Raw genomic sequence first — 21,734 nt, forward strand, 5'->3', positions numbered from 1 at the left:
GCCAGCCCGCCACGGACTCCTCGTCGAGGGTGATCAGGGCCGCCACGTACGGACGAGCTCCGCTCGTCCAGGGGCGCGGGGAACTGCGCGGGAAGCCCCACCGGCCGGCACCCGGCAACGGGGCGGTTCGGGCTCGTACGGGAGGATGGGCCGGTCCGTTTCCCGAACGAGCAGGTGTCACTTGACGAAACATCACATATCCGCCCCCGCCGCCGGGTTCCCCCGGACCGGAGGTGAGAGATGAACCGCACGGCCGACCTCCACGACCTGATCATCGCCGGCGCGGCGCTGTGCGGCGGACTGCTGGCCGGGCTGCTGCTGCGGATGCTGCTGCGCTGGCTCGGCGTCCGGGCGGGCCGCACCCGCTGGGGCGGCGACGATGTGATCGTGGACGCCCTGCGCACCCTCGTGCCCTGGACGGCGGTCGCCGGCGGCGCCGCGGTGGCGGCCGAGGTGCTGCCGCTGACCGCGCGCACCGGCCGCACGGTGAACACGGTGCTCACGGCGTTCGTGATCGTCGCGGCGACGCTGACGGCGGCCCGCGTCATCACCGGCCTGGTCCGCACCGTGGCCCAGTCCCGCGCCGCGGTGGCGGGCTCGGCGACGATCTTCGTGAACATCACCCGGGTCGTGGTGCTGGCGATGGGCTTCCTCGTCGTGCTGCAGACCCTCGGCATCTCCATCGCGCCGCTGCTCACCGCCCTCGGAGTCGGCGGTCTGGCGGTGGCCCTCGCGCTCCAGGACACGCTGGCGAACCTCTTCGCGGGCGTGCACATCCTCGCCTCGAAGACCGTGCAGCCCGGTGACTACATCCGGCTCAGCAGCGGTGAGGAGGGCTATGTCGTCGACATCAACTGGCGCAACACGGTGGTCCGGCAGCTCTCCAACAACCTCGTGATCATCCCGAACACCCAGCTGTCGGGCACGAACATGACCAACTTCAGCCGCCCGGAACAGGAGATGACCCTGACCGTGCTCGCGGGCGTGGGCTACGACAGCGACCTGGAGCAGGTCGAGCGGGTCACGGTGGAGGTCGTCGCCGAGGTCATGAAGGACGTCGAGGGCGCGGTGCCGGAGCACGAGCCGCTGGTGCGCTTCCACACCTTCGGCGACTCGCGGATCAGCTTCAACGTGATCCTGGGCGTCGGCGAGTTCAGCGACCAGTACCGGATCAAGCACGAGTTCATCAAGCGCCTGCACCAGCGTTTCCGTGCCGAGGGCATCCGGATCCCGTCGCCGGTGCGGCAGGTGGCCATCGCGCAGGGCAGCCCGCAGATCGTGATCCCGCAGCAGCGCGAGACGTCGGTGAGCGTGGAGACCCGGATCGTCTGAGGCCGCGCGGCACGGGTCAGCCGAGCAGCCGGCCCATGACCCGTGCCGCGGTGTCGGCCATGAACGCGTTCCGGCCGCGGTAGTAGGAGAGTTCGAGCGCGGCGATGCTGAGCGCCCAGCCTCGGCCGCGGGTCCAGGTGGCCTCGTCGCAGCCGACGGCCGCGCGGAAGGCGTCGCGCAGGTCGTCGTCGAGGACGTACCAGGCGACGATCAGGTCCACCGCCGGGTCTCCGACGCCCGTACAACCGAAGTCGATGACGGCGGCGAGCCGTCCGCTGTCCGGGTCGACCAGCAGGTTCCCCGGCTCCAGGTCGCCGTGCAGCCAGACGCCGGGGCCGTCCCGGCGGGGCGCGTCGAGCGCGCTCTTCCACAGGGCGAGCGCGGCGGCCGTGTCGACGACGCCGGCGAGCTGCTCCAGGGCCGCACGGGTTGCCGCGTCGCGCGGGGCGAGCGGTGCGCCCCGCTCCGCGGCCGGGGCGCCGGTGGTGTCGACCCGCCACAGGGCCCGGACGAAGTCCGCCACGTCCTGCGCGAGCAGCGCGGGCTGGCCGCCGGTGCCGACCGTCGGCAGCACGCCGTCGATCCACCGCTGGACGGACCACGGCCAGGGATACCCGCGCCCGGGAGCCCCCTCGCCGACCGGCTCCGGCACCGCGACGGGCAGTCCGGGTCCGAGCCGGCGCAGCCAGTGCTGCTCCCCCGGGACGTCCGCCGCGGACCCCGGGGTGCGCGGCATCCGCACGACCAGGTCGTCACCGAGCCGGAACAGCATGTTCGAGGTGCCGTCCGACGGTACGTACCGGAGCGGCAGGCCGGCCCAGTGCGGGAACTGGTCGGCGAGCAGGCCCGCGACGAGCGCGTGGTCGATGTCCGGCTCGTCGTCGTGCAGCTTGCTCGGGGTCGTCATGGACGCCTTTCCCCGGGGCGGTGGTCCGACGGGCGAGAGTACCGCCCGCCCCGCTCGGGGATCACCCGGTTTTCCCCGCCCGTAGCCCGGGTCCGGCCGCCTCCGGTGTGCGCGCGGCCACGGCACAAGGTCAACTGGTGGTACGCGCCCGTACGCGCCCCGAGGGACACCCGGAGGAACCACCATGGCCCAGGCGGCACCCGGCGCACCGGAACCGCCCGCCCCGCCGGAGCTGACCGCGATCGACGCACTGCTGACGCGGCAGGCCCGCGAGGCGCTGCGGCACTCCTTCCGGCTCCTGGGCGGTGAGGCGGTGCGTGACGCCGCCCTGACCGCGCCCGAGCTGCCCGTGGACCCGCCGGACTGGGCGCGGGGCGTCGTGGACGCGTCGGCCGAGCCGACCGTGGTGTTCGCCCCGGTCGAAGACGCGTCGGGGCAGGTCGTGGACTTCGTCGACGTGGCCGTGAACGCCGCGGGCCGGGCCCTGACACCGCGCTCCCGGCCCCGCCACGGGCAGCTGCTGACCGTGTCCCAGCCGTCGTCGGAGGCGTCCGGGCTGTTCCCGGCGCTGCGCCGGGTGCTGGCCACCGGCGAGCCGGTGACCGGCCGCGACTGGGACGCGACCCTGCTGGTCGGCGGCGAGCCGCTGCACCGGCGGCTGCGGATCACCGCGACGCGGCACCGGGGTCATGTGGTGGTGACCTTCGACGGCACGACCCGCCGGCACGAGCTGATCAGCGACCGGGTGCAGGAGCGGGGCCTGATCGGCTGGGGCGAGTGGGAACTGGCCTCGGGGCACAGCGACTGGTCACCCGGCCTGTACGTGATCTTCGACCGGTCGCCCGGCTCGGCGCCGCTCACGCTGGGTGAGCTGGCCCGCCGCCTTGTGGCGGAGGACCGCACCGCGTTCCGGGTCGCCCTGGAGCACGTCGTGTCCGGCCTGCCGGTGGAGCTGGATCTGCGGCTGCGCCTCACCGACGACACCCGCCACATCCGGTTCACCCTGGAGCCGCTGCGGGCGGCGAGCGGTCCCGTGTGGGGTCTCCAGGCCCTCGTACGGGATGTGTCGAAGTCCTATCTGCGGCGGGTGCAGCTGGACGCGGCGGTGCACGCGGCGGAGCGGCGGCGGCAGCGGGCGGACGCCGAGGCCCGGGTCGCGGCCCGGCTGCGCGAGGCGGTGCTGCCCTCCCATCCGCCCGAGATCACGGTGCAGGGTGTGACGTCGGCGGTCGCGTACCGGCCGGCCGAGACCCGGTCGTCGATCGGCGGCGACTGGTACAACGTGCAACCGCTGCCCGACGGGCGGGTGCTGTACGCGCTCGGCGACGCCGCGGGCCACGGTCTCGACGCGGTGGCCCGGATGGCGGCCCTGCGCGGCGGTCTCGCCGGGCTCGCCCACACCGGACAGCCGGTGGAGAAACTCACCGCCTGGCTGAACCGCATCACCTTCGACACCGGCACGGACGGCACCGCCACCGCGGTCGTCTGCCGCTACCACCCCGACCGTGGGCTGCTGCGCTGGGTGTGCGCGGGTCATCTGCCGCCGGTCCTCCTGCGCGACGGGAAGGCCGGCCTGCTGGACGAGACCACCGGGCTGCTGCTCGGGGTGCTGCCGGAGGTGACGTACCGGGCCTCCGAGCTGCCGCTGCGCGACGGCGACACGGTGCTGATGTGCACGGACGGCCTGGTGGAGCGCCGCGACGAGGACATCACCGATGGGCTGGCCGCGCTGCTGAGCGCGGTGGAGCGGCACGCCGGTCTGTCGCCGCAGCAGCTGGTGGACACGGTCAGCGCGGAGCTGCTGCCCACGCCGCAGGAGGACGACTCGTGTCTGCTGGCTCTGCGGCGCGGCCATGCGCCGGCGGGCGGCCCCGGCCGGGGAGACTGACCGCATGTGCCATTACTGCGGCTGCCGGGACATCCCGCTCATCAAGGAGTTCATCGCCGAGCACGAGCGCGTCACCGACACCGCGGGGGACGCGCTGCGCGCGCTCGACCGCGGCGATCCGGCGACCGCGCGCGTCCTCGTGGACCGGATGGCCGGGGAGCTGGCCGCGCACTGGCGGGGCGAGGAGGACGGCCTGTTCCGCGAGATGGGCCGGGATCCCGAGTACGCCGCGTACATCGCGGCCCTGGAGGCCGAGCACCGGGAGCTCGCGGCGCTGCTCCCGGCGCTCGACCTCACCGCGCCCGCCGACGTCGCCACGTTCACCGAGGCGATGCACGAGCTGCGGCGGCACATCGCCAAGGAGGAGGACGGCCTGTTCCCCGCCTCCCTGACGGCGCTGTCGGGCGACGCGTGGGACGCGTCCATGGCGGCGTGGCGGCAGGCTCGTCCCTGAGCCCGTACCGCGGTCGGCGGCTCAGTCCTTGTAGTCCGGCGCCACCCGCTCGACGAGGCGGAGCAGCGCGCCCCAGGCCAGGTCGTAGGCGTCGTGGTCCTCGAAGTCGGAGGCGGCGTCGCCCTCGCCGGTGAGCTGCTGGGCGGTGTACTCGGCGACCTGGTCCGAGGGGAGGATCAGCGGGGTCCCGGCGGCCTGGGCGGTGACCTGGATCTCGCAGGCCTTCTCCAGGTAGTACATGCGCAGGAACGCCTGCTTGGCGCTGTCCCCGACGGTCAGCAGGCCGTGGTTGCGCAGGATCAGCGCGGGGTGGCCGCCGAGGTCGGCGACGAGGCGTTCCTGCTCGGCCAGGTTGAGGGCGACGCCCTCGTAGTCGTGGTAGCCGACGCGGTTGTGGAACTCCATCGACATCTGGTTGACGGGGAGCAGGCCGCCCTGCTGCGCGGCGACGGCGCAGCCCGCCCTGGTGTGGGTGTGGAGCACGCAGTGCGCGTCGGCGCGGGCCTTGTGGATCGCGCTGTGGATGACGAATCCGGCCGGGTTGACCGGGTGCGGCGTCGGCTCGACGGGGTTGCCGTCGAGGTCGATCTTGACCAGGTTCGAGGCGGTGATCTCCTCGAAGAGCAGCCCGTAGGGGTTGATGAGGAAGTGGTGGTCGGGGCCCGGCAGCCGCTGGGAGATGTGGGTGAAGATCAGGTCGGTCATGCGGAAGTGCGCGACGAGCCGGTAGACGGCGGCGAGTTCGCGGCGCAGGCGCAGTTCCTCGGCGGCGTCGGCGGCCGGGGCGGGGGTGGTGAGGAGGTCGGTCACGCGGGGGCTCCTTGCCGGGGTGCGGTGGCGGATGCGGGGGTGGTGGCCCGGTCCGGGGCGGGCCCGGTGATCGGGGTGTTCGGGCGGCCGGTGGTCCACCAGGCGATGACGTTGCGCGCGGGGTCGGTGGCGTAGGCGCGCAGCGAGGCGTCGGTGAGGAAGGCGCTGTGCGGGGAGAGCAGCAGGCGGGGGTGGGTGCGCAGCCGGTCGTCGGCGGCGGGCGGTTCGGTGGGGAAGACGTCGAGGGCGGCACCGGCGAGCGGGCCTTCGTCGAGGGCGGTGAGCAGCGCGCCGGGGTCGACGAGGTCGCCCCGGGCGACGTTCACGAGGAGGGCGCCGGGCCGCATCCGGGTCAGCAGCGGGCCGTCGATCATGCCCTGGGTCCGCGGGGTGGACGGGATGTGCAGGGAGAGCACGTCGGCGTCGGCGATCAGCGTGTCGAGGTCGACCAGGTCGACGCCGTCGGGCCGGCCGGTGGCGTGCGGGTCGTGGGCGACGACGCGGCCGAAGAGCGGGGCGGCGATCCGGGCGAGGGTGCGGGCGATGCGGCCGAAGCCGAGCAGCCCGAGCGTCAACTCGCTGGCCCGGCGGGGTACTTCGGTGAAGTCGTCGCTCCAGCCGCCGCCCCGGACCAGGGCGTCGGCCTGGGGCAGGCGGCGGACGAGGGCGAGCGACTGGGCGAGGGCGTGCACGGCGACGTCCTCGGTGGCCGCGTCGGGCAGGTTGGCCACCCACAGGCCGCGCCGCTCGGCCTCCCGGACGTCGATCATGTCGACCCCCGCGGACATGGTGGCGAGCATCCGCAGGGCGGGCAGCCGGTCGAGCAGCGCCGCGTCGACACGCGCGTACCCGACGATCAGCGCGACGGCGTCATGCGCGGCGGCGGCGATGGCCTCCGGGTCGCGGCTGCCGACGAGGCGGGCCTCAAAGCCGGCCTCGGTGAGCAGTCGCAGGCCCGGCTCGGGGTCGAGCTCCGCCGTCTCGGTGATCACGGCGACGGGACGCGTCACACCGTCCTCCAGGAATGATTCGATCGCAACATGGGAATGAAACTTACGTTTCGACTGTCACTCCTGTCCACCTCCGACGGTACGGCCGCAGGGTTCGGGGACTGTCCGAGAATGACCCCAGACCCCGGCCGCGCCACGGCCGGGCCGAACCGCTGACCGAGGGGACCGACCCGTGGATCTCGACGAGACCGACCTGGCGATCGTGCGCGGACTGCAGACCGACGGCCGGCTGACCTACGAGACGCTGGCCCAGCGGGTGGGTCTGTCCCGGCCCGCGACCCGGATGCGGGTGCAGCGGCTCCAGGAGTCGGGCGCGGTGCGCGTCGTGGCCATCACGCATCCCGCCGTGCGCAGGCTCACCGCCTCCGCGCATCTGGCCATCGCCACGGAGGGCGCCGCGGGGCCGGTCGCGCGCGCGATCGCCGAGCTGTCGGAGGCCCCCTTCGTGACGCTGACGAGCGGGCGCCGGTCGATCATGACGGAGCTGCGGACGGCCGGGTTCGGGGAGCTGGAGCGGACGATCGAGCGCATCCGGACGCTCGACGGGGTGGGCAGCGTGGATCCGCTGATCGCGACGCGGCACGTGAAGGACCCGTATCTGCCGGCGGAGGAGCCGACCGTCGCGCCGCAGGACGACGTGGACGAGCGGATCCTCGCGGAGCTGGAGGAGGACGGGCGGCTGCCGTTCGCCGAGCTGGCGGCGCGGATCGGTCTGTCGGCGGGCGCGACCCGTTCCCGCACGCTGCGCCTGCTCGACGGGGGCGTGGCCCAGGTCGTCGCGCTGGTGCGGCCCGAAGTCCTCGGGATGGGCTATCTGTGCGGATTCAGCCTGCGGGTGGCCGGCGCGGCGGCGGACACGGCGCGGCGGGTGGCCGCGCTCCCCCGGGTGACGTTCCTGTCGACGTGCCTGGGGAGCGCCGAGGTGGTCGGCACCATCACCGCCGAGTCCTTCGCCGCCGTCCGCACCACCCTGGAGGAGATGCGGGAGCTGCCGCAGGTGCGCGAGGTGGAGAGCTGGCTCCACCTCGAACTGGTCAAGGAGCGCTACGACATGGGGCCGCACACCGTCTGAGCGGCGCGGCCCCGCCGCCTCAGCGCTCGCCGCGGGCCGTCGCGCCCGGCCACTCGACGAGCCCGTCGAGGTCCGGCGGCCGGTAGCCGGGGCCCTTGAGGACCTTGCCGTCGGCCCGGCGCAGGACCCGGCCGTCCGCGTCCCGTTTGCTCATGTTGGAGCGGTGCACCTCGGTGAAGACGGCCGGCAGGTCGATGCCCAGCGCGTCCGCGGCGCCGTAGGTGACGTAGAGGACGTCGGCGAGTTCCTTCGCCAGCGCCCGGTACGCCCCGGCGGGGTCGTCGCCGGTGCGCAGGGACTCGGCGAGCTGGGTCAGGGCCTCGGCCGCCTCCCGCGCCTCCTCGGTCAGCAACTCACGTCTCAGCTCGGCCAGTTCGGGGCGCGCGGCGTCCGCCCGCCCGTCGAACGCCGCCCGGAATTCGGCGACGCGGCGCATCGGTTCGTGATCCATGCCCCGATCCTCACAGAGTGGACAGCGACGGCAGCGGTCGCTCGTACAGCCAGGCCTCGAAGAGGTCGTCCAGCGGCCGGGGCGCGTAGCGCGCGGCGTGCGCGGTGAACATCTCGGTGCTGACCACCCCGTGCCGGTGGACGGCGGTCCACTCGCGCAGCATCCGGAAGAACGCGGCGTCGCCGAGGACGAGGCGCACCGCGTGCACGGTGAGCGCGCCGCGCTCGTAGAGCCGGTCGTCGAACATCGACTTGCGCCCGGGGTCGGCGAGTTGGAGGTCCTGGGGCCGGGCGGCGAGCGCGCGGTGGGCGCTCAGGGCCAGATCGTGGGCGCGGTGGGCGCCCGAGCGCTCGGACCACAGCCACTCCGCGTACTTGGCCAGGCCCTCGTTGAGCCAGATGTGGCGCCAGTCGGCGACGGTGACGCTGTTGCCGAACCACTGGTGGGCGAGCTCGTGCGCGACCAGCCGCTCCGCGCCGCGGGCGCCGTCCACGTGGTTGACGCCGAAGAGCGACAACCCCTGCGCCTCGACGGGGATGTCGAGTTCCTCGTCGGCGACGACGACCGCGTACTCGCCGAAGGGGTAGGGCCCGAAAAGCTCCTCGAAGAGGTCCATCATCTGCGGCTGCCGGGCGAAGTCCCGGGAGAACTCGGCGAGGAGCCGGGCCGGGAAGTGGCCGGTCTGCGGCACGCCGCGCAGCCCCGGGTCGCCGAGCAGCGCCGTCTGGTACTTGCCGATGGCCAGGCCGACCAGATAGCTCGACGTCGGCGCGGGCTGTTCGTAGAGCCAGGTGGTGGTGGAGGCCCGGGTGGTACGGGTCAGCAGCCGGCCGCCGATCACCACCTGGTACGCCGACGGCGCGGTGACGGCGATCTGGTACGCGGCCTTGTCCGCGGGCCGGTCGTTGCACGGGTACCAGGACGGCGCCCCCACCGGCTGGCTGGCGACCAGCGCGCCGTCGGTCAGCTCCTCCCAGCCGAGACCGCCCCAGGGGCTGTCGACCGGCCGGGGGTTGCCGGAGTAGTGCACGTCGACGGTGAACGCGGCGCTCGCGGGCAGCGACTTGGCGGGGCGCACCCGCAGTTTGCCGCCGCGCAGGGTGTAGTGCGGGGGCCGGCCGTCGACGCGGATGCGGTCGATGCGGAAGTCGCCCAGGTTGAGCTGGAACTCGCTCAGCGGGGCGCGGCCCACGATCGCGCTGAGCCGGGCGGTGCCCGCGAGCCGGTTCGGCACCGGCCGGTAGTCGAGGGCCAGTTCGTAGCGGTGGACCCGGAAGCGGGCGTCGCCGTGGCCCGGGAAGTAGGGGTCCGGTGCCGATCTGTGGTGCCCGCTCACGCCTGGTCCGCTCCCCTGCCCTGTCCTCGTACGGTGCGCCGGCGGGCCGCCGCCGACGGCGGCCCGCCGCCTCAGGGGCGCCAGGCCTCGATCGGGTTGCCCAGCCAGCGGGTGTCCGCCGGTACCGACTCGCCGGCCATGACGAGGGACGCGGGGCCCAGGGTCGTACGGGCTCCGATCTCGCTGCCCGGCAGGACGATTCCGCCCGGGCCCAGCGTGGCGCCCGCCCGGAGAACCACAGTATCCGTCCGCAGGATCCGATCATGGAAGAGGTGGGTCTGCAGGACACAGCCCCGGTTGACGCTCGCGGCGGGCCCGACGGTGACGAGGTCGGTCTCCGGGAGCCAGTAGGTCTCGCACCACACGCCCCGGCCGATCCGGGCGCCGAGGGCGCGCAGCCACAGGGTCAGCACCGGGGTGCCGGGCACGGCTCCGGCGAGCCAGGGCACGGCCACCGTTTCGACGAAGGTGTCGGCGAGTTCGCCCCGCCACACGAAACCGCACCACAGCGGGTGCTCCCCGGCGCGGTGCCGGCCGACGAGCAGCCACTTGGCGACGACGGAGACCAGGCAGCCGAGTGCTCCGGCGCCGATCAGGACCGCGCCGGACACCAGCGCCGCGAGCCACCAGCCGTGCGCGGCGGCGGCGGTGAGGGCCGCGGCGACCAGGACGAGGAGCGCCGCCGAGCAGCACACGGGGACGAGCCGGCACAGCTCGACCAGGGCGCGGGCCACCTTGAGCCGGGCGGGCGGCGCGTAGGTGCGGCGGTCGTCGCGGACGGCGACCGTGCGGGGCAGTTCGACCGGTGGCAGGCCCAGGTAGGAGCTGCCTCTGCGGGCCTTCTTGGGGGTGGCCGACAACACGCCGACCAGGCCGTCGTCGGGGACGGCGCGGCCGGGCGCGGTCATGCCGGAGTTGCCGAGGAAGGCGCGCCGTCCGATGTCGGCGCGGCCGACGCGGATCCAGCCGCCGCCGAGTTCGTACGGGGCGGTCAGGGTGTCGTCGGCGAGGAACGCGCCCTCGCCCACCGTGGTCAGGCCGGGCAGGCCGAGCACCGTGGACACCTCGGCGCCGCGTCCCACGCGCATGCCGAGCAGCCGCATCCAGACGGGCGTGACGAGCCCGGCGTAGAGCGGGAAGAGGGTCTGCCGGGACAGGTCCATGAGCTGGGTGACGGTCCACGCCTGCCAGCCGGTGCGGCTGTGCGTGGGGCTGATGCCGGCGTGCAGGCCGAGGCTGAGCAGCCGGACGCCGATGAGGATCAGCGCGGCGTAGGCGAGGCCGAAGAGCAGGGTCGCGGGCACGAGCGCGCCCAGGGCGCCGCGTACGGCCTCGCCGAGGGTGGCGTCGGCGGGGACGAAGACGCGTGCCAGGCACAGCGCGGGGAGCGCGGCGAGGACCGGCAGCAGGCTGAGCGTGCTGCCCGTCAGGCCGTACATGGCGCGCCAGTGCACGGCGCGCGGGGGGCGCTCGCGCGGCCAGTCGCGGCGCGCCCGGCCGAGTTTGACGGCGGGTGAGCCCGCCCAGCGCTGACCGGTGGGCAGTTGTCCGCGCACCGCCGAGCCGGGGGCGACCTCGGCGCGCTTGCCGACCCGGGCGCCCGGGAAGAGGACGCTGCGGGTGCCGACGACGGCTCCCGCGCCGACCTTGACGGTGCCGATCTCCAGCCGGTCGCCGTCGAGCCAGTGCCCGGACAGATCGACCTCGGTCTCGACGGCGCAGCCGCGGCCGAGCTTGAGCAGGCCGGTGACCGGGGGCAGCGAGTGCAGGTCGACGTCCGCGCCGATCCTGGCGCCGAGCGCTCGCGCGTACCGTTCGAGCCAGGAGCCGGTCAGGGAGGTCGCGCCGCTGTACTCGGCGAGGCGTTCGGCGGTCCACAGGCGCAGGTGGACCCGGCCGCCGCGCGGGTAGGTGCCGGGTCCGACGCCGCGCAGGAGCAGCCGGGCGCCGCCCGCCGCGATGGCCAGGCGCCCCGGCGGGCTGTACAGGGCGAGCGCGCCGGCGGCGACGAGCCACCAGGACGCGGACGGCGCCCACGGGTAGGGGCCGAGCCGGTGCAGGACGTTGCCGAGGGCCGCGAGCACGACGGTCCAGCGCAGCCCGACGAGGGTGAACAGCGGGAGCAGCAGGGCTGTTTGGGCCGCTTGGGTGCGTCGGGGAACGGGGGCGACGGTGCGGGCGGCGCCGTCGTGCTGCGCGGACTTCTCCAGCCTGCGGGCCAGCTTGCGCAGGACGGGCCGTTCGTAGATGTCGAGGACGGCGGCGTTCGGGTAGCGGGTGCGCAGCCGGGTGGTGAGCCGGGCGGCGGCCAGGCTGCCGCCGCCGAGCGCGAAGAAGTCGTCGCGGGCGCCGGTCACGGGGATGCCGAGGATGTCGCTCCACTGCTCGGCGAGCCAGGCCTCGGTGCCGTAGAGCTGCTCGGCCGTGCCGTCGGCGCCGGTGTCCGTGCCGGGCAGCGGCCAGGGCAGCGCGTCGCGGTCGACCTTGCCGGAGGTGCGGGTGGGCAGGTCGGCGACGGGGGCGAGCAACGGTACGAGGGCGGCGGGCAGTTCGGCGCGGAGCCGGCCGAGGGCGGCCGTGCGGTCGAAGCCGTCCTGGGTGACGAGGTAGCCGACGAGCAGCTGGTTGCCGCCGGGGGCCGTGCGGACGGCGGCGGCCGCGCCCGCGACGCCGGGCAGCGCGGCGAGGGCGGCGTCGACCTCGCCGAGTTCGATGCGTCGGCCGCCGAGCTTGATCTGCTCGTCGCCGCGCCCGAGGAAGACGAGCCCTTCCGGGTCGGCCTTGACCAGGTCACCGCTGCGGTAGGCGCGTTGCCAGCCAAGTGCCTCCAGCGGCGCGTACTTCTCGGCGTCCTTGTCGGCGTCGAGGTAGCGGGCGAGGCCCGTGCCGCCGATGACGAGCTGACCGCTCCCGCCCATCGGTACGGGCCGGCCGGTGTCGTCGACGACGGCCAGCTCCCAGCCGCCCAGGGGCAGTCCGATGCGGACCGGTTCGGTGCCGGTCATCAGGGCGGCGCAGGCGACGACGGTGGTCTCGGTGGGCCCGTAGGTGTTCCACACCTCGCGGCCCTCGGTGACCAGGCGCCGGGCGAGTTCGGGCGGGCATGCCTCGCCGCCGAAGATCAGCAGCCGGACGTCGTCCAGGGTCTCGGGCTCCCAGAGCGCGGCGAGGGTGGGCACCGTGGAGATCACGGTGATCTCCTGCTCGACGAGCCACGGCCCGAGGTCGGCGCCGCCGCGCACCTGTGACCGCGGCACCGGTACCAGGCAGGCGCCGTGCCGCCAGGCCAGCCACATCTCCTCGCAGGAGGCGTCGAACGCGACGGACAGCCCGGCCATCACCCGGTCGCCGGGGCCGATCGGATCGTCGGTGAGGAACAGCGCGGCCTCGGCGTCCACGAACGCGGCGGCGGCGCGGTGGTGGACGGCCACGCCCTTGGGCCTGCCGGTCGAACCGGACGTGAAGATGATCCACGCGTCGTCGCACGTCCCGGGCCGCGCGGCGGGTACGTCGGCGGGCTTGTCCACCGTGAAGCGGTGTCCGGCGCCGATGACGGTCCTGACCCGCGCCTCGCCGAAGACCAGCTCGGCGCGGTCGTCGGGGTCGTCGGCGTCGACCGGGACGTAGGCCGCTCCCGCGGCGAGGACGGCGAGGATCGCGACGTACAGCTCGTTCGTGCCGCTCGGGAGGCGGATGCCGACGCGGTCGCCGTGGCGCACTCCGGCCGCGTCGAGTCCGCGCCGTAGGTGTTCCACCGAGGCGGCCAGCGCACGGTACGTCAGTTGGCGGGTGCCGTCGTCGAGGGCGGGCTCGTCGGGGTGGGCCCGTACCGTCGCGTCGAGGATGTCCATGAGGGTGCGCGGTGGTGCGGCGCGTCCTCCGGTGAAGAGGGCGAGTTGCTCGGCCGGCTCGCTCATCTCCGCTTCGAGCAGGCCGAGTTCGGCGTTCGCACGCGTGGCTGACATCGGGTCCTGACGTCGGGGGCCGCGCATCCCTGAGGGCGCGTCCGACCCGCCCCAGGTCTGCCTGAGCCCGTCCGGCCCGGCGGCCGGACAAGCGCCACATCCTAATCCCGGCCCGGGATCCGCATCCCCGGACTTCGCCAACTGCCGCTCTGACGTGCGCCGTTCACACAGGGCAGTCCGCCACGCGCGCCCCGGCGGCCTCTTCTCGCGCAGTTCCCCGCGCCCCTGAGGCATGCGCTCCGCGCAGCCTCCCCAAGAGGCCACGACGCCGCCGCACCTCCCTGCCGAAACGCCACACGGGGCGTGCCTCCCTACCGAGGCGCCGCACGGAGCGCGCCCCCTGCCGAAACGCCGCACGGCGCACGCCTCCCCGCCGAAGCGCCACACGCGGCGCGCCCCCCTGCAGAAAGGCTGCACGGGCGCGCCTCCCTGCCGAAACACCACACGGGGCACGCCTCCCCGCCGAAACACCACACGCGGCGCGCCCCCCCTGTCGAAACGCCACACGGGCGCACCTCCCCACCGAAACGCCACACGGAGCGCGCCTCCCCGCCGATGTGCCGCACGGGCCGCGCCTCTCTGATGAGATGCCGCACGAAGTGCGCATCTCAGGGGCGCGGGGAACTGCGCGACCAGCCACGACGAGAGCCGCACCCGCAAGACCACCCACCCCTCCCCGCGCCACCCGTCACCGGCCCAGATCACGCCCGCCCCATTGACCCCCCGCACCGCGCCCCCTACCGTCGCCCGTCGAAGCGCTTCGACATACCTTTGCCGAGCTCTGAGGGAGCCGCGGATGTTGACGACACGAAGCACCACGCACGCCAGAGCCCCGCGCCACCGCGCCCTGGGCGCCGCCGCGGCGGCCCTGACCTGCGTCCTCGCCCTCACGTCCTGCGGCGGCGACAGCTCCGACGACAGCGGCGGCGGGTCGAAGACCCTCCGCCTGTGGCACTACGAGGCCGCCAACAGCGCGATGGGCGCGGCCTGGAACGAGTCGATCAAGGAGTTCGAGTCCCGGCACCCGGGTGTGAAGGTCAAGTTCGAGGAGAAGAGCTTCGACCAGATCCAGAAGACCGCGTCCATGGTCCTCGGCTCCGACGACGCCCCCGACCTCATGGAGTACAACAAGGGCAACGCCACGGCCGGCCTGCTGTCGAAGCAGGGCCTGCTCACGGACCTGACCGCCGAGGTCACCCGGCGCGGCTGGGACAAGCGGCTCTCCCCGTCGATCACCACCACGAGCCGCTACTCACCGGCCGGCACGATGGGCTCGGGCAAGTGGTACGGCGTACCGAACTACGGCGAGTTCCTCCAGGCGTACTACAACAAGGACCTCTTCGAGAAGTACGGGATCGAGGTCCCGACGACCTTCGACGAACTGACCGCCGTGCTGGCCGAGTTCAAGAAGCACGGCGTCACCCCGCTCGCCAACTCCGGCGCCGAGTACCTGGCCCACCAGTACGTCTACCAGCTCGCCCTCACGAAGGCGGACCGCGCCTGGGTCGACGACTACGAGCTGAAGGGCACGGCGGACTTCCACGACGCGGCCTGGACGTACGCGGCGGAGACCTTCGCCGACTGGGTGAAGAAGGGCTACATAGCCAAGGACACCACCAGCGCCACGGCCGAGAAGGCGGGCGTGTCCTGGCTCCGGCAGAAGGCGCCGATCATCTTCTCGGGCACCTGGTGGTTCGGCCGCTTCGAGGACGAGGCCACGTTCGACTGGTCGTCCGGCCTGTTCCCCGGCGCCGCGCTCACCCCCGGCTCCGGCGGCAATCTGTGGGTCGTACCCGCCAAGTCGAAGAACAAGGAACTCGCCTACGACTTCATCGACATCACCATGTCGAAGAGGATCCAGAACCTGCTCGGCGACAAGGGCGGCGTCCCCGTCGCGGCCGACGCCTCCGCCGTCAAGGACCCCAAGTCCCAGCAGCTGATCAAGGACTTCAACGCGCTGTCGGACCAGAACGGCCTCGCCTACTACCCGGACTGGCCGGTCGCCGGCTTCTACGACACGCTCGTCTCCCAGACCCAGCGGCTGATGACCGGAAGCGCTTCACCTGATCAATACCTCGACGCGCTCCAGGCCGCCTACGACAAGGGCGCGTCGAAGGGATGAGCCTGACCGCCCTCCGCAAGGAGAACGCGGCCGCGAACCGGCGCGGCGGACCCGTCCGTCCGCCGCGCGGCCGGCGCCGTGACGGTTACGCCCTCTTCCTGCTGCCGGGCGCGCTCGCCTTCCTCGCCGTGATCGTCGCCCCGTTCGCGATGAACACGGCGTGGAGCTTCGCCGACTGGCAGGGCGTGGGGCCGCTGCACTGGTCCGGGCTCGCCAACTACCGCGAGCTGCTCCGGGACGCGGAGTTCTGGGCCTCCTTCCGGCACAGCCTCTTCATGGTGCTGTCGATGTCGGTCGTCCCGACCGTCATCGGCCTGGTGCTCGCCGCCGCCCTCTTCGACTTCGTCGCCAAGCACTACGGCAGCCGTCTCGCGGCCGTGCTGCGGGCCTGCTTCTATCTTCCGCAGGTGCTGCCGATCGCCGTGGCCGGCATCGTGTGGAGCTGGATCCTCGCCCCCGACGACGGCGCCCTCAACGCCTTCCTCCGGGCGATCGGGCTCGGCTCCTGGCAGCAGGACTGGCTCGGCGACCCGGACCTCGCGCTCTGGTCCGTGATGGGCGTGATGGCGTGGGTGCAGATCGGCTTCCCGCTCGTGGTCTTCATGGCCGGACTGCAGCGCGTGGAACCGCAGTTGTACGAGGCCGCGGAGCTGGACGGCGCCGGCTGGTGGCGCCGTCTCTGGCACGTGACGCTGCCGCAGATCAGGCCCGAGATATACGTCGTACTCCTGTGGTGCACCATCGCGGCGCTGAAGGTCTTCGGCGCGATCTACGTCCTCACCAAGGGCGGCCCCGGCGGCGCGACCGACGTGCCGTCCTACTTCTCGTACACGACGTTCTTCGAGCAGACCCAGGTCGGCTACGGGGCCGCGATCTCCACCGTCCTGACCGTGATCATCCTGCTTCTCGCGCTCGTCGGACTGCGGCTGCAGACGCGCGCCGAGGACGCCGAGGAAGGACCTGCCGCATGAGGGGATCCGTCCGCCGCCATCCGGTGCTCGCCGCGTTGTGCGTCGCGGCCCTGTTCATGGTCGCGCCGTTCGTCATCGTCGTCGTCAACGCCTTCAAGTCCCCCGAGGAATACTCGAACAACGGCCCGCTCGCCCCGCCCGAGGGGTTATACACCGACGGCGTCACCGGCTTCTGGGAGCGGGTCGACTTCGGCCAGAAGCTGTGGAACTCGACGCTCATCAGCGGCTCGGTGGCCGTGCTCGCGGTACTGCTGTCGATCCTCACCGCGTACGCGATCGGCATCGGCCGGGTGCGGGGCCGCACCTGGGTGCTCGCCTTCTTCGTCCTCGCGAACATGCTGCCGCAGGAATCGCTCGTCTACCCGCTGTACTTCCTGGCGAAGAAGGCCGACCTCTACGACACCCGGCTCAGCGTGATCATCGTCTTCACGGTGATCCAGTCGGCGTTCGGCACCTATCTCCTGGCGTCGGTGCTCGGCCGGTTCCCGCGCGAGGTCGTCGAGGCGGCACGGATCGACGGCGCCGGGAAGTGGCAGGTCCTGTGGCGGATCGTCGTGCCGATGAACCGCCCGACGATCGGGGTGCTCCTCGTCTTCTTCTTCATCTGGACGTGGAACGAGTTCCTGCTGCCGCTCGTCATGCTGCTCTCCAACGACCACCAGACCGTGTCCGTCGCGCTCGGCGTCCTCCAGGGGCAGCGTCTGATGGACGCCACGATGACGAACGCGGCGGCGCTGCTGGGCGTCCTCCCGGCGATCGTGTTCTTCCTGCTCTTCCAGCGCACCCTGACCCGCGGCATCGCGGCCGGTGCCGTCAAGTAGTCCTGCACGGGCCCCGGGTGGCCCCTCATGTCCGCGAACGCCCCCGGAATTGTCCGTGATCGGTAACGGAGGGAGCCGCGGGCCCGTGCGTCCCGTCCTGCCAAGTGACCGTGAGGTCAAGGGCAGCGGTGAGGCACGGCGCGGGAGGCACGGACATGGCACGACGGAGTGTCGGACAGGGCTGGAACAGCAGAGTGGTGGGGGCGGCGCTCGCGGTGACCGTGCTCGCCGGGGGTGTCTCGGTGTGGACCGCGCAGGCGGGCGAGGCGACCGGGACGGCGCCGAAGGCGGGCGCGAGCGCGCGGGGCAAGGCTCCGAAGGCGGTCGGCGTGACCATCGCGCACGCCTCCGACGCGGGGAGCCGCGGGGTGAACATCACCATCGACGACGGTCCCGACCCCGAGTGGACCCCCCAGGTCCTCGCCGTCCTCGAGGAGAACGGGGTGAAGGCGACCTTCTGCATGGTGGGCACCCAGGCGCAGGCCCACCCGGATCTCGTCAAGAAGATCGTCGCGGCCGGGCACCGCCTGTGCGACCACACGGTGTCGCACAACACCGCGATGGACAAGCGGCCCGAGGCGTACCAGTCGCAGCAGATCCTCGACGCGGAACGCATGATCACCAAGGCGTCGGGCGGGGTGCGGCCGATGTACTACCGGGCGCCCGGCGGGGCCTTCACCCCGTACAGCCGCAAGCTGGCCGCCTCCCGCGGCATGCGCCCGCTGGGCTGGAACGTGGACACCAAGGACTTCGAGCGCCCGGGTACGGCCGCCATCGTCGCGACCGTGGAGGAGGAGCTGCCCAACGGGCCGACGCTCCTCTTCCACGACGCGGGCGGCGACCGTACCCAGACGGTCGAAGCCCTGCGCCAGGTCCTGCCCGAACTCAAGGAAGAGGGCTACTCCTTCGGCTTCCCCGTGCGCTGACGCCCGCTCCAGCGGGCCATCTGCCGCAGCAGCGGATCGCGGCCGCTCAGGGGGACGGTCCACAACTCGTGCCCCTGCACCCGCCATTGGCGCAGCAGCGCGTTGGCGGCGAGCATGCCGCTGGTCGCGGCGCGTTCCATCAGCGCCACCGGAAGATCGGTGCGGACCAGGTCGCCGGCGACCATGAGGCGCGGGTTGGAGGTACGGACCGTCGGCCGGTCCCCGTATCCCGACACCGAGAACATCGGGCAGTCGTCGCGCCACTCGTGCCGGACGTCGACCACGCGGGCCGCGCGGGTCTCCGGGTACACCTGGTGCAACTGGTCGATCAGCCGCTTCTCCTCGGTCGCCCGGTCGACGAGGCCGTCGAGGGCGTAGGCGTGGAGTTCCACGACGGAGCCGCCCGTGCGGCGGAAATACTGGTGTGCCTCTTTCTCCCAGCGGTCCAGGACGCTGACGTTGTCCAGGGTGCCGTACCCGCTGGTCCCGAGGAATCCGGCCCGGTCGGCGGCGACCGGCCGGTCCAGCCACAGCCGGGAGACGAGGAAGGCCGGGGCCGTCCGCAGCCGGGCGATCCGGGCGTTCCACGACGCGTCGGCGACGTCGGGGCTGTCGCGGACGAGGTGTTGCAGGCCGCCGGTGTCGAGGGCGAGGACACAGGCGTCGTAGTGCCCGGTGTGCGACCCGGCGGTGAGGGTGAACCCTCCGTCGGACGACGAGGCGAGACGATCGACCGGCTGCCCGACGCGGATGTCGGCGCCGCGCTCTTCGAGGTAACGGCCCAGGGGGTCCCACAGGGCGGTCGGGAAGGGGTCGTCGGGCACGTCGAAGAGCAGGCCCTCGGCCGAGCCGAGGAAGTAGATGTGGAACATCAGCACCATCTCGGCGGCCGAGAGCCGGCGCGGGTCGGCGAAGAAGCTCCGGGAGAACACCTCGAACGCCAAGTGGTGGGCGGCCTCGGGGAATCGGATGGCGTGCAGGAAGTCGTGCGCGCTGACGTCGTCCAGGCGGTCGTAGATCTCCGGTACGCGTACGTCCATCAGCGGCAGGGCCGCCCGCGCGTTGATCCGGGGCAGGTCGCGCAGGGTGAAGGTGGGGCTGCGCAGGGCGAAGCCGAGGGCGCTCCACGGCGGGGTGCGCGGGACGTGCCGGAAGCTGTCCCGCAGGCCGTCGGCGTGCCAGAGCGGGTAGTCGGGCAGCGCGGTCAGCCGTTCCAGGTGCGGATCGGTGCGGCGCAGCAGGGCCCGCAGGTTGTAGTACTGGCGGAAGAAGGCGTGGAAGCCGCGGCTCATCGTGGCCGACGAGCCGTCGGCGAGTTCGGTGGTCCAGCCGGCGAGCCGGCCGCCGAGCGTGGCCTCGCGTTCGAAGAGGGTGACGCGCACGCCGCGTTCGGCCAGTGCGACGGCTGCGGCGAGCCCCGCGATGCCGCCGCCGACCACGGCCGTCGTGGGGGCCGGGTCGGTGACCCGGGACGCTCCGGGCGGGGCCGGGATGTGTGCCGCCCGGCGGTCCCGTGCCTGCGGCGGGGCCTGCCTGTGGCGCTTCATCCTCGGGTCCTCTCCTGCGGCACCTGGCCGACGATGGTGTGGGTGATGCCGGTCTGCCAGCCGGGCAGCGGCAGCACCGCGACCCGCGAGAAGCCCGCCGCCGACAGCCGGCGGGCGAAGAGGGCGGCGGTGTCGAACTCGACGACGCTGCGCCACAGATGCCGGTAGAGGGCGCCGTCGCCCAGCGCCGTGGTGACGGGGAGCAGCCCGGCGCAGACCGCCGACCAGACCGCGCGGTGGCGGTGCTTGCCGCTGAGCGTGTACTCGTGCACCGCCACCCGGCCGCCGGGCGCGAGCACGTCCCGTACGGAGGTCAGTACGCGGTCGGGGTCGGCCGTGTTGCGGAACAGGTAGGCGGCGAACACCGCGTCGAAGCCGCCGTCGATCCCGGCCGCCGCCAGGTGTTCGGCCGGGGTGTGGGCGAAGGTGACGCTCGACGGCCAGGGTTTCGCCGCGGCCCGCTCCAGCATGCCCGCGGAGGCGTCGACGGCGGTGATCTCCGCGTCGGGCAGCACGGACAGCAGCGCGGCGGTGGACGCCCCCGTCCCGCAGCCCAGGTCCAGGACCCGCAGACCGCGCCCCTGCGCGGGCAGGCCCAGGCGGCGTGCCGAGCGCCGCAGGTGGGCGTGGTAGCCGGGATTGGCGTTCACCAGGGTGTCGTAGGTGCGCGCGGCGTGGTCGAAAGCTGAGGCGAGCGCGGCATCGCGCATCGTGGGCATGGTTCTCCTCCGGGCCCGGGCGGGTCAGGGTGTGGGGGCGGGTCGCAGCGGGCGGGTGGGCAGTTCCACGGCGCTGCGCAGCAGGGGCACGATCGGGCTGTTGAGTCCGATCGACAGGTCTTCGTGCAGGGCGGTGTCGCCGTCGAGGAAGCGCAGCAGCCGCTCCATGGGCACGCGGGAGAAGAGGCGGGTGAAGAAGGCCGCTCCGTCGACGTGGCCGCTGTCGAGGCCGTGCAGCAGGACCGCGTCCATGGCCATCGACCGCTTCGAGTGCGGGGCCGGCGGTGCGGGGTCGCGTCCGGCTAGCAGGGCCGCGGCGATCGCCGCGGTCTGCCGCTGGATGGTGGCGAAGGTGTAGCCGGTCGCGGGGCGGGTGGCGCCGCCGGCCGCGCCGATCCGGAAGGTGCTCCGGCCGACCCGGCGGGCGAAGCGGGCGTCGGTCATGGGGATGACCCCTTCCTCGCGGGCCTCGATCTGGACGTCGCGGACGCCGAGCACGTCGTCGAGGTAGGCCCGCAGCGCGGTGTCGTACCGCTCGCCGGGCAGGACGGACCGGGAGAACTGGGTGTACTCGACCAGGGCGGTCCGCTCGCCGGTCGGCAGGACGTAGGTGAAGGCGAGGCCCCGCTCCGGCTGCGGGGTGCGGAAGTCCATCAGGTCGACGGCGTCCGGGTCGAAGGCCGGTCGCGCGGTGCGGACGAACCAGCCGCGGAAGTGCTGGAGGAGCGTCGTGCGGGCGGGCGGCAGGCTGCCGAGCGGGCGCGAGTCGAACACCCAGCGGGCGGGGACGCTCTCGCGGCGGCCGTCGGCGGTGCGGACGATCACCTGTGCGCCGTCCGCGTCCTCCTCGACCGTCTCGACGGTGCCCTCGGTGCGGGTGAGCGAGCCGTGGGCGGCGAGCCGGGGCGCGACCGCCGCCTCGAAGTCGGCGGAGCGGATCATCTTGTAGCGCAGTGCTCCGGTCCCGGCGTCGATCATGCGGCCGTCGGGGCCGTGGACGCGGATCCGGTTCCAGGACGCGGTGACGGCGTCGTCGTAGCGGCCGGGTCCGTGCTCCCAGAAGCACCAGGTGCGCGGCGGGGGCCGCAGCGGGCCCGCGGGCGCGTCGACGAGCCGGACGGCCGGTGCGGACCCCGCCGCCGCGCAGAGTCGCTCCGCCAGGGAGAGCCCGGCGGCACCGGCGCCGATGATCACCACGTCCGACCGCACGCGCACCTCCTGTGTCGAGTCACCTTGCTCCGGACACCCTTCTGTCGTCGCCCCGGTGCCGGATGCGCCGATTCGCGTCTTCCGCATGCGGGTACCCGGCGGCGGAACGCGTGAACGATGTTGCTCCGGTTGCCGCAATCCACCGCATCCGATCACGCGTGCGGCGGGGAATGCCCTACATACTCTCCCCGGTC

At 73.3% G+C, this 21,734-nt stretch carries 17 protein-coding genes; 8 read left to right on the forward strand and 9 right to left on the reverse strand.

Annotated elements, in window-relative coordinates:
* Window positions 1-240: 240 nt before the first annotated feature.
* Complete coding sequence (locus ABZ930_RS25655; protein ID WP_361552060.1) at window positions 241-1,332, forward strand: mechanosensitive ion channel family protein; 1,092 nt, start codon at window positions 241-243, stop codon at window positions 1,330-1,332.
* Between the two features lie 16 nt (window positions 1,333-1,348).
* Here ABZ930_RS25655 and ABZ930_RS25660 read toward each other — a convergent pair whose 3' ends face one another.
* Complete coding sequence (locus tag ABZ930_RS25660) at window positions 1,349-2,239, reverse strand: aminoglycoside phosphotransferase family protein (protein WP_361552063.1); 891 nt, start codon at window positions 2,237-2,239, stop codon at window positions 1,349-1,351.
* Window positions 2,240-2,423: 184 nt separating this feature from the next.
* Here ABZ930_RS25660 and ABZ930_RS25665 point away from each other — a divergent pair, with 184 nt between their 5' ends.
* Window positions 2,424-4,127, forward strand: coding sequence for a SpoIIE family protein phosphatase (locus tag ABZ930_RS25665; RefSeq protein WP_361552066.1), 1,704 nt, complete (start codon window positions 2,424-2,426; stop codon window positions 4,125-4,127).
* A gap of 4 nt (window positions 4,128-4,131) precedes the next feature.
* Window positions 4,132-4,581 (forward strand): hemerythrin domain-containing protein, encoded by a 450-nt coding sequence (locus tag ABZ930_RS25670; RefSeq protein WP_361552069.1) that lies wholly within the window; start codon window positions 4,132-4,134, stop codon window positions 4,579-4,581.
* A gap of 21 nt (window positions 4,582-4,602) precedes the next feature.
* Here the strand turns inward: ABZ930_RS25670 and ABZ930_RS25675 are convergent, their stop codons facing one another.
* Window positions 4,603-5,391, reverse strand: a complete 789-nt coding sequence (locus ABZ930_RS25675; protein WP_361552072.1) for a class II aldolase/adducin family protein — start codon at window positions 5,389-5,391, stop codon at window positions 4,603-4,605.
* Entirely contained in the window at window positions 5,388-6,401 is a 1,014-nt protein-coding gene (locus ABZ930_RS25680) for a C-terminal binding protein (protein ID WP_361552075.1), read from the reverse strand. Before ABZ930_RS25680 ends, ABZ930_RS25675 begins: the two co-directional genes overlap by 4 nt.
* Before the next feature lie 172 nt (window positions 6,402-6,573).
* Between ABZ930_RS25680 and ABZ930_RS25685 the strand changes: the two genes are divergently transcribed.
* Window positions 6,574-7,473 (forward strand): Lrp/AsnC family transcriptional regulator, encoded by a 900-nt coding sequence (locus ABZ930_RS25685; RefSeq protein WP_361552078.1) that lies wholly within the window; start codon window positions 6,574-6,576, stop codon window positions 7,471-7,473.
* Between the two features lie 19 nt (window positions 7,474-7,492).
* Here the strand turns inward: ABZ930_RS25685 and ABZ930_RS25690 are convergent, their stop codons facing one another.
* The 3 genes from ABZ930_RS25690 to ABZ930_RS25700 form a co-directional block, all read right to left on the reverse strand.
* Window positions 7,493-7,924, reverse strand: coding sequence for a MazG nucleotide pyrophosphohydrolase domain-containing protein (locus tag ABZ930_RS25690; RefSeq protein ID WP_361552081.1), 432 nt, complete (start codon window positions 7,922-7,924; stop codon window positions 7,493-7,495).
* 10 nt (window positions 7,925-7,934) lie between these two features.
* Complete coding sequence (locus ABZ930_RS25695; RefSeq protein ID WP_361552084.1) at window positions 7,935-9,260, reverse strand: M1 family metallopeptidase; 1,326 nt, start codon at window positions 9,258-9,260, stop codon at window positions 7,935-7,937.
* A gap of 71 nt (window positions 9,261-9,331) precedes the next feature.
* Window positions 9,332-13,225 carry a Pls/PosA family non-ribosomal peptide synthetase gene (locus ABZ930_RS25700; RefSeq protein WP_361552087.1) on the reverse strand — a complete coding sequence of 1,298 codons (3,894 nt, stop codon included), beginning with the start codon at window positions 13,223-13,225 and terminating at the stop codon, window positions 9,332-9,334.
* Window positions 13,226-14,021: 796 nt separating this feature from the next.
* On the opposite strand from ABZ930_RS25700, the gene ABZ930_RS25705 reads away from it, so the two are divergent.
* The 4 genes from ABZ930_RS25705 (at window position 14,022) to ABZ930_RS25720 (ending at window position 18,065) form a co-directional block, all read left to right on the forward strand.
* Window positions 14,022-15,347 (forward strand): extracellular solute-binding protein, encoded by a 1,326-nt coding sequence (locus ABZ930_RS25705; protein ID WP_361552090.1) that lies wholly within the window; start codon window positions 14,022-14,024, stop codon window positions 15,345-15,347.
* The gene (locus tag ABZ930_RS25710) at window positions 15,344-16,318 is read left to right on the forward strand and encodes a sugar ABC transporter permease (RefSeq protein ID WP_361552093.1); all 975 of its coding nucleotides are present in this window, start codon (window positions 15,344-15,346) and stop codon (window positions 16,316-16,318) included. The genes ABZ930_RS25705 and ABZ930_RS25710 overlap by 4 nt, the downstream gene beginning before the upstream one ends.
* Complete coding sequence (locus ABZ930_RS25715; RefSeq protein WP_361552096.1) at window positions 16,315-17,139, forward strand: carbohydrate ABC transporter permease; 825 nt, start codon at window positions 16,315-16,317, stop codon at window positions 17,137-17,139. Before ABZ930_RS25710 ends, ABZ930_RS25715 begins: the two co-directional genes overlap by 4 nt.
* A gap of 155 nt (window positions 17,140-17,294) precedes the next feature.
* Window positions 17,295-18,065 (forward strand): polysaccharide deacetylase family protein, encoded by a 771-nt coding sequence (locus ABZ930_RS25720; RefSeq protein ID WP_361552099.1) that lies wholly within the window; start codon window positions 17,295-17,297, stop codon window positions 18,063-18,065.
* Here the strand turns inward: ABZ930_RS25720 and ABZ930_RS25725 are convergent.
* From ABZ930_RS25725 to ABZ930_RS25735, 3 genes are read right to left on the reverse strand one after another with little or no spacing between them, the layout of a single operon-like run.
* Window positions 18,038-19,612, reverse strand: coding sequence for an FAD-dependent oxidoreductase (locus ABZ930_RS25725; protein WP_361552102.1), 1,575 nt, complete (start codon window positions 19,610-19,612; stop codon window positions 18,038-18,040). The two genes, ABZ930_RS25720 and ABZ930_RS25725, sit on opposite strands and share 28 nt — an antisense overlap.
* A complete protein-coding gene (locus tag ABZ930_RS25730) occupies window positions 19,609-20,331 on the reverse strand; it encodes a class I SAM-dependent methyltransferase (protein ID WP_361552105.1) in 723 nt (240 codons plus the stop codon). Before ABZ930_RS25730 ends, ABZ930_RS25725 begins: the two co-directional genes overlap by 4 nt.
* Before the next feature lie 24 nt (window positions 20,332-20,355).
* The gene (locus ABZ930_RS25735; RefSeq protein ID WP_361552108.1) at window positions 20,356-21,540 is read right to left on the reverse strand and encodes a lycopene cyclase family protein; all 1,185 of its coding nucleotides are present in this window, start codon (window positions 21,538-21,540) and stop codon (window positions 20,356-20,358) included.
* Window positions 21,541-21,734: the final 194 nt, after the last annotated feature.

The sequence above is a fragment of the Streptomyces sp. NPDC046716 genome, assembly GCF_040645755.1.
Lineage (GTDB): Bacteria > Actinomycetota > Actinomycetes > Streptomycetales > Streptomycetaceae > Streptomyces.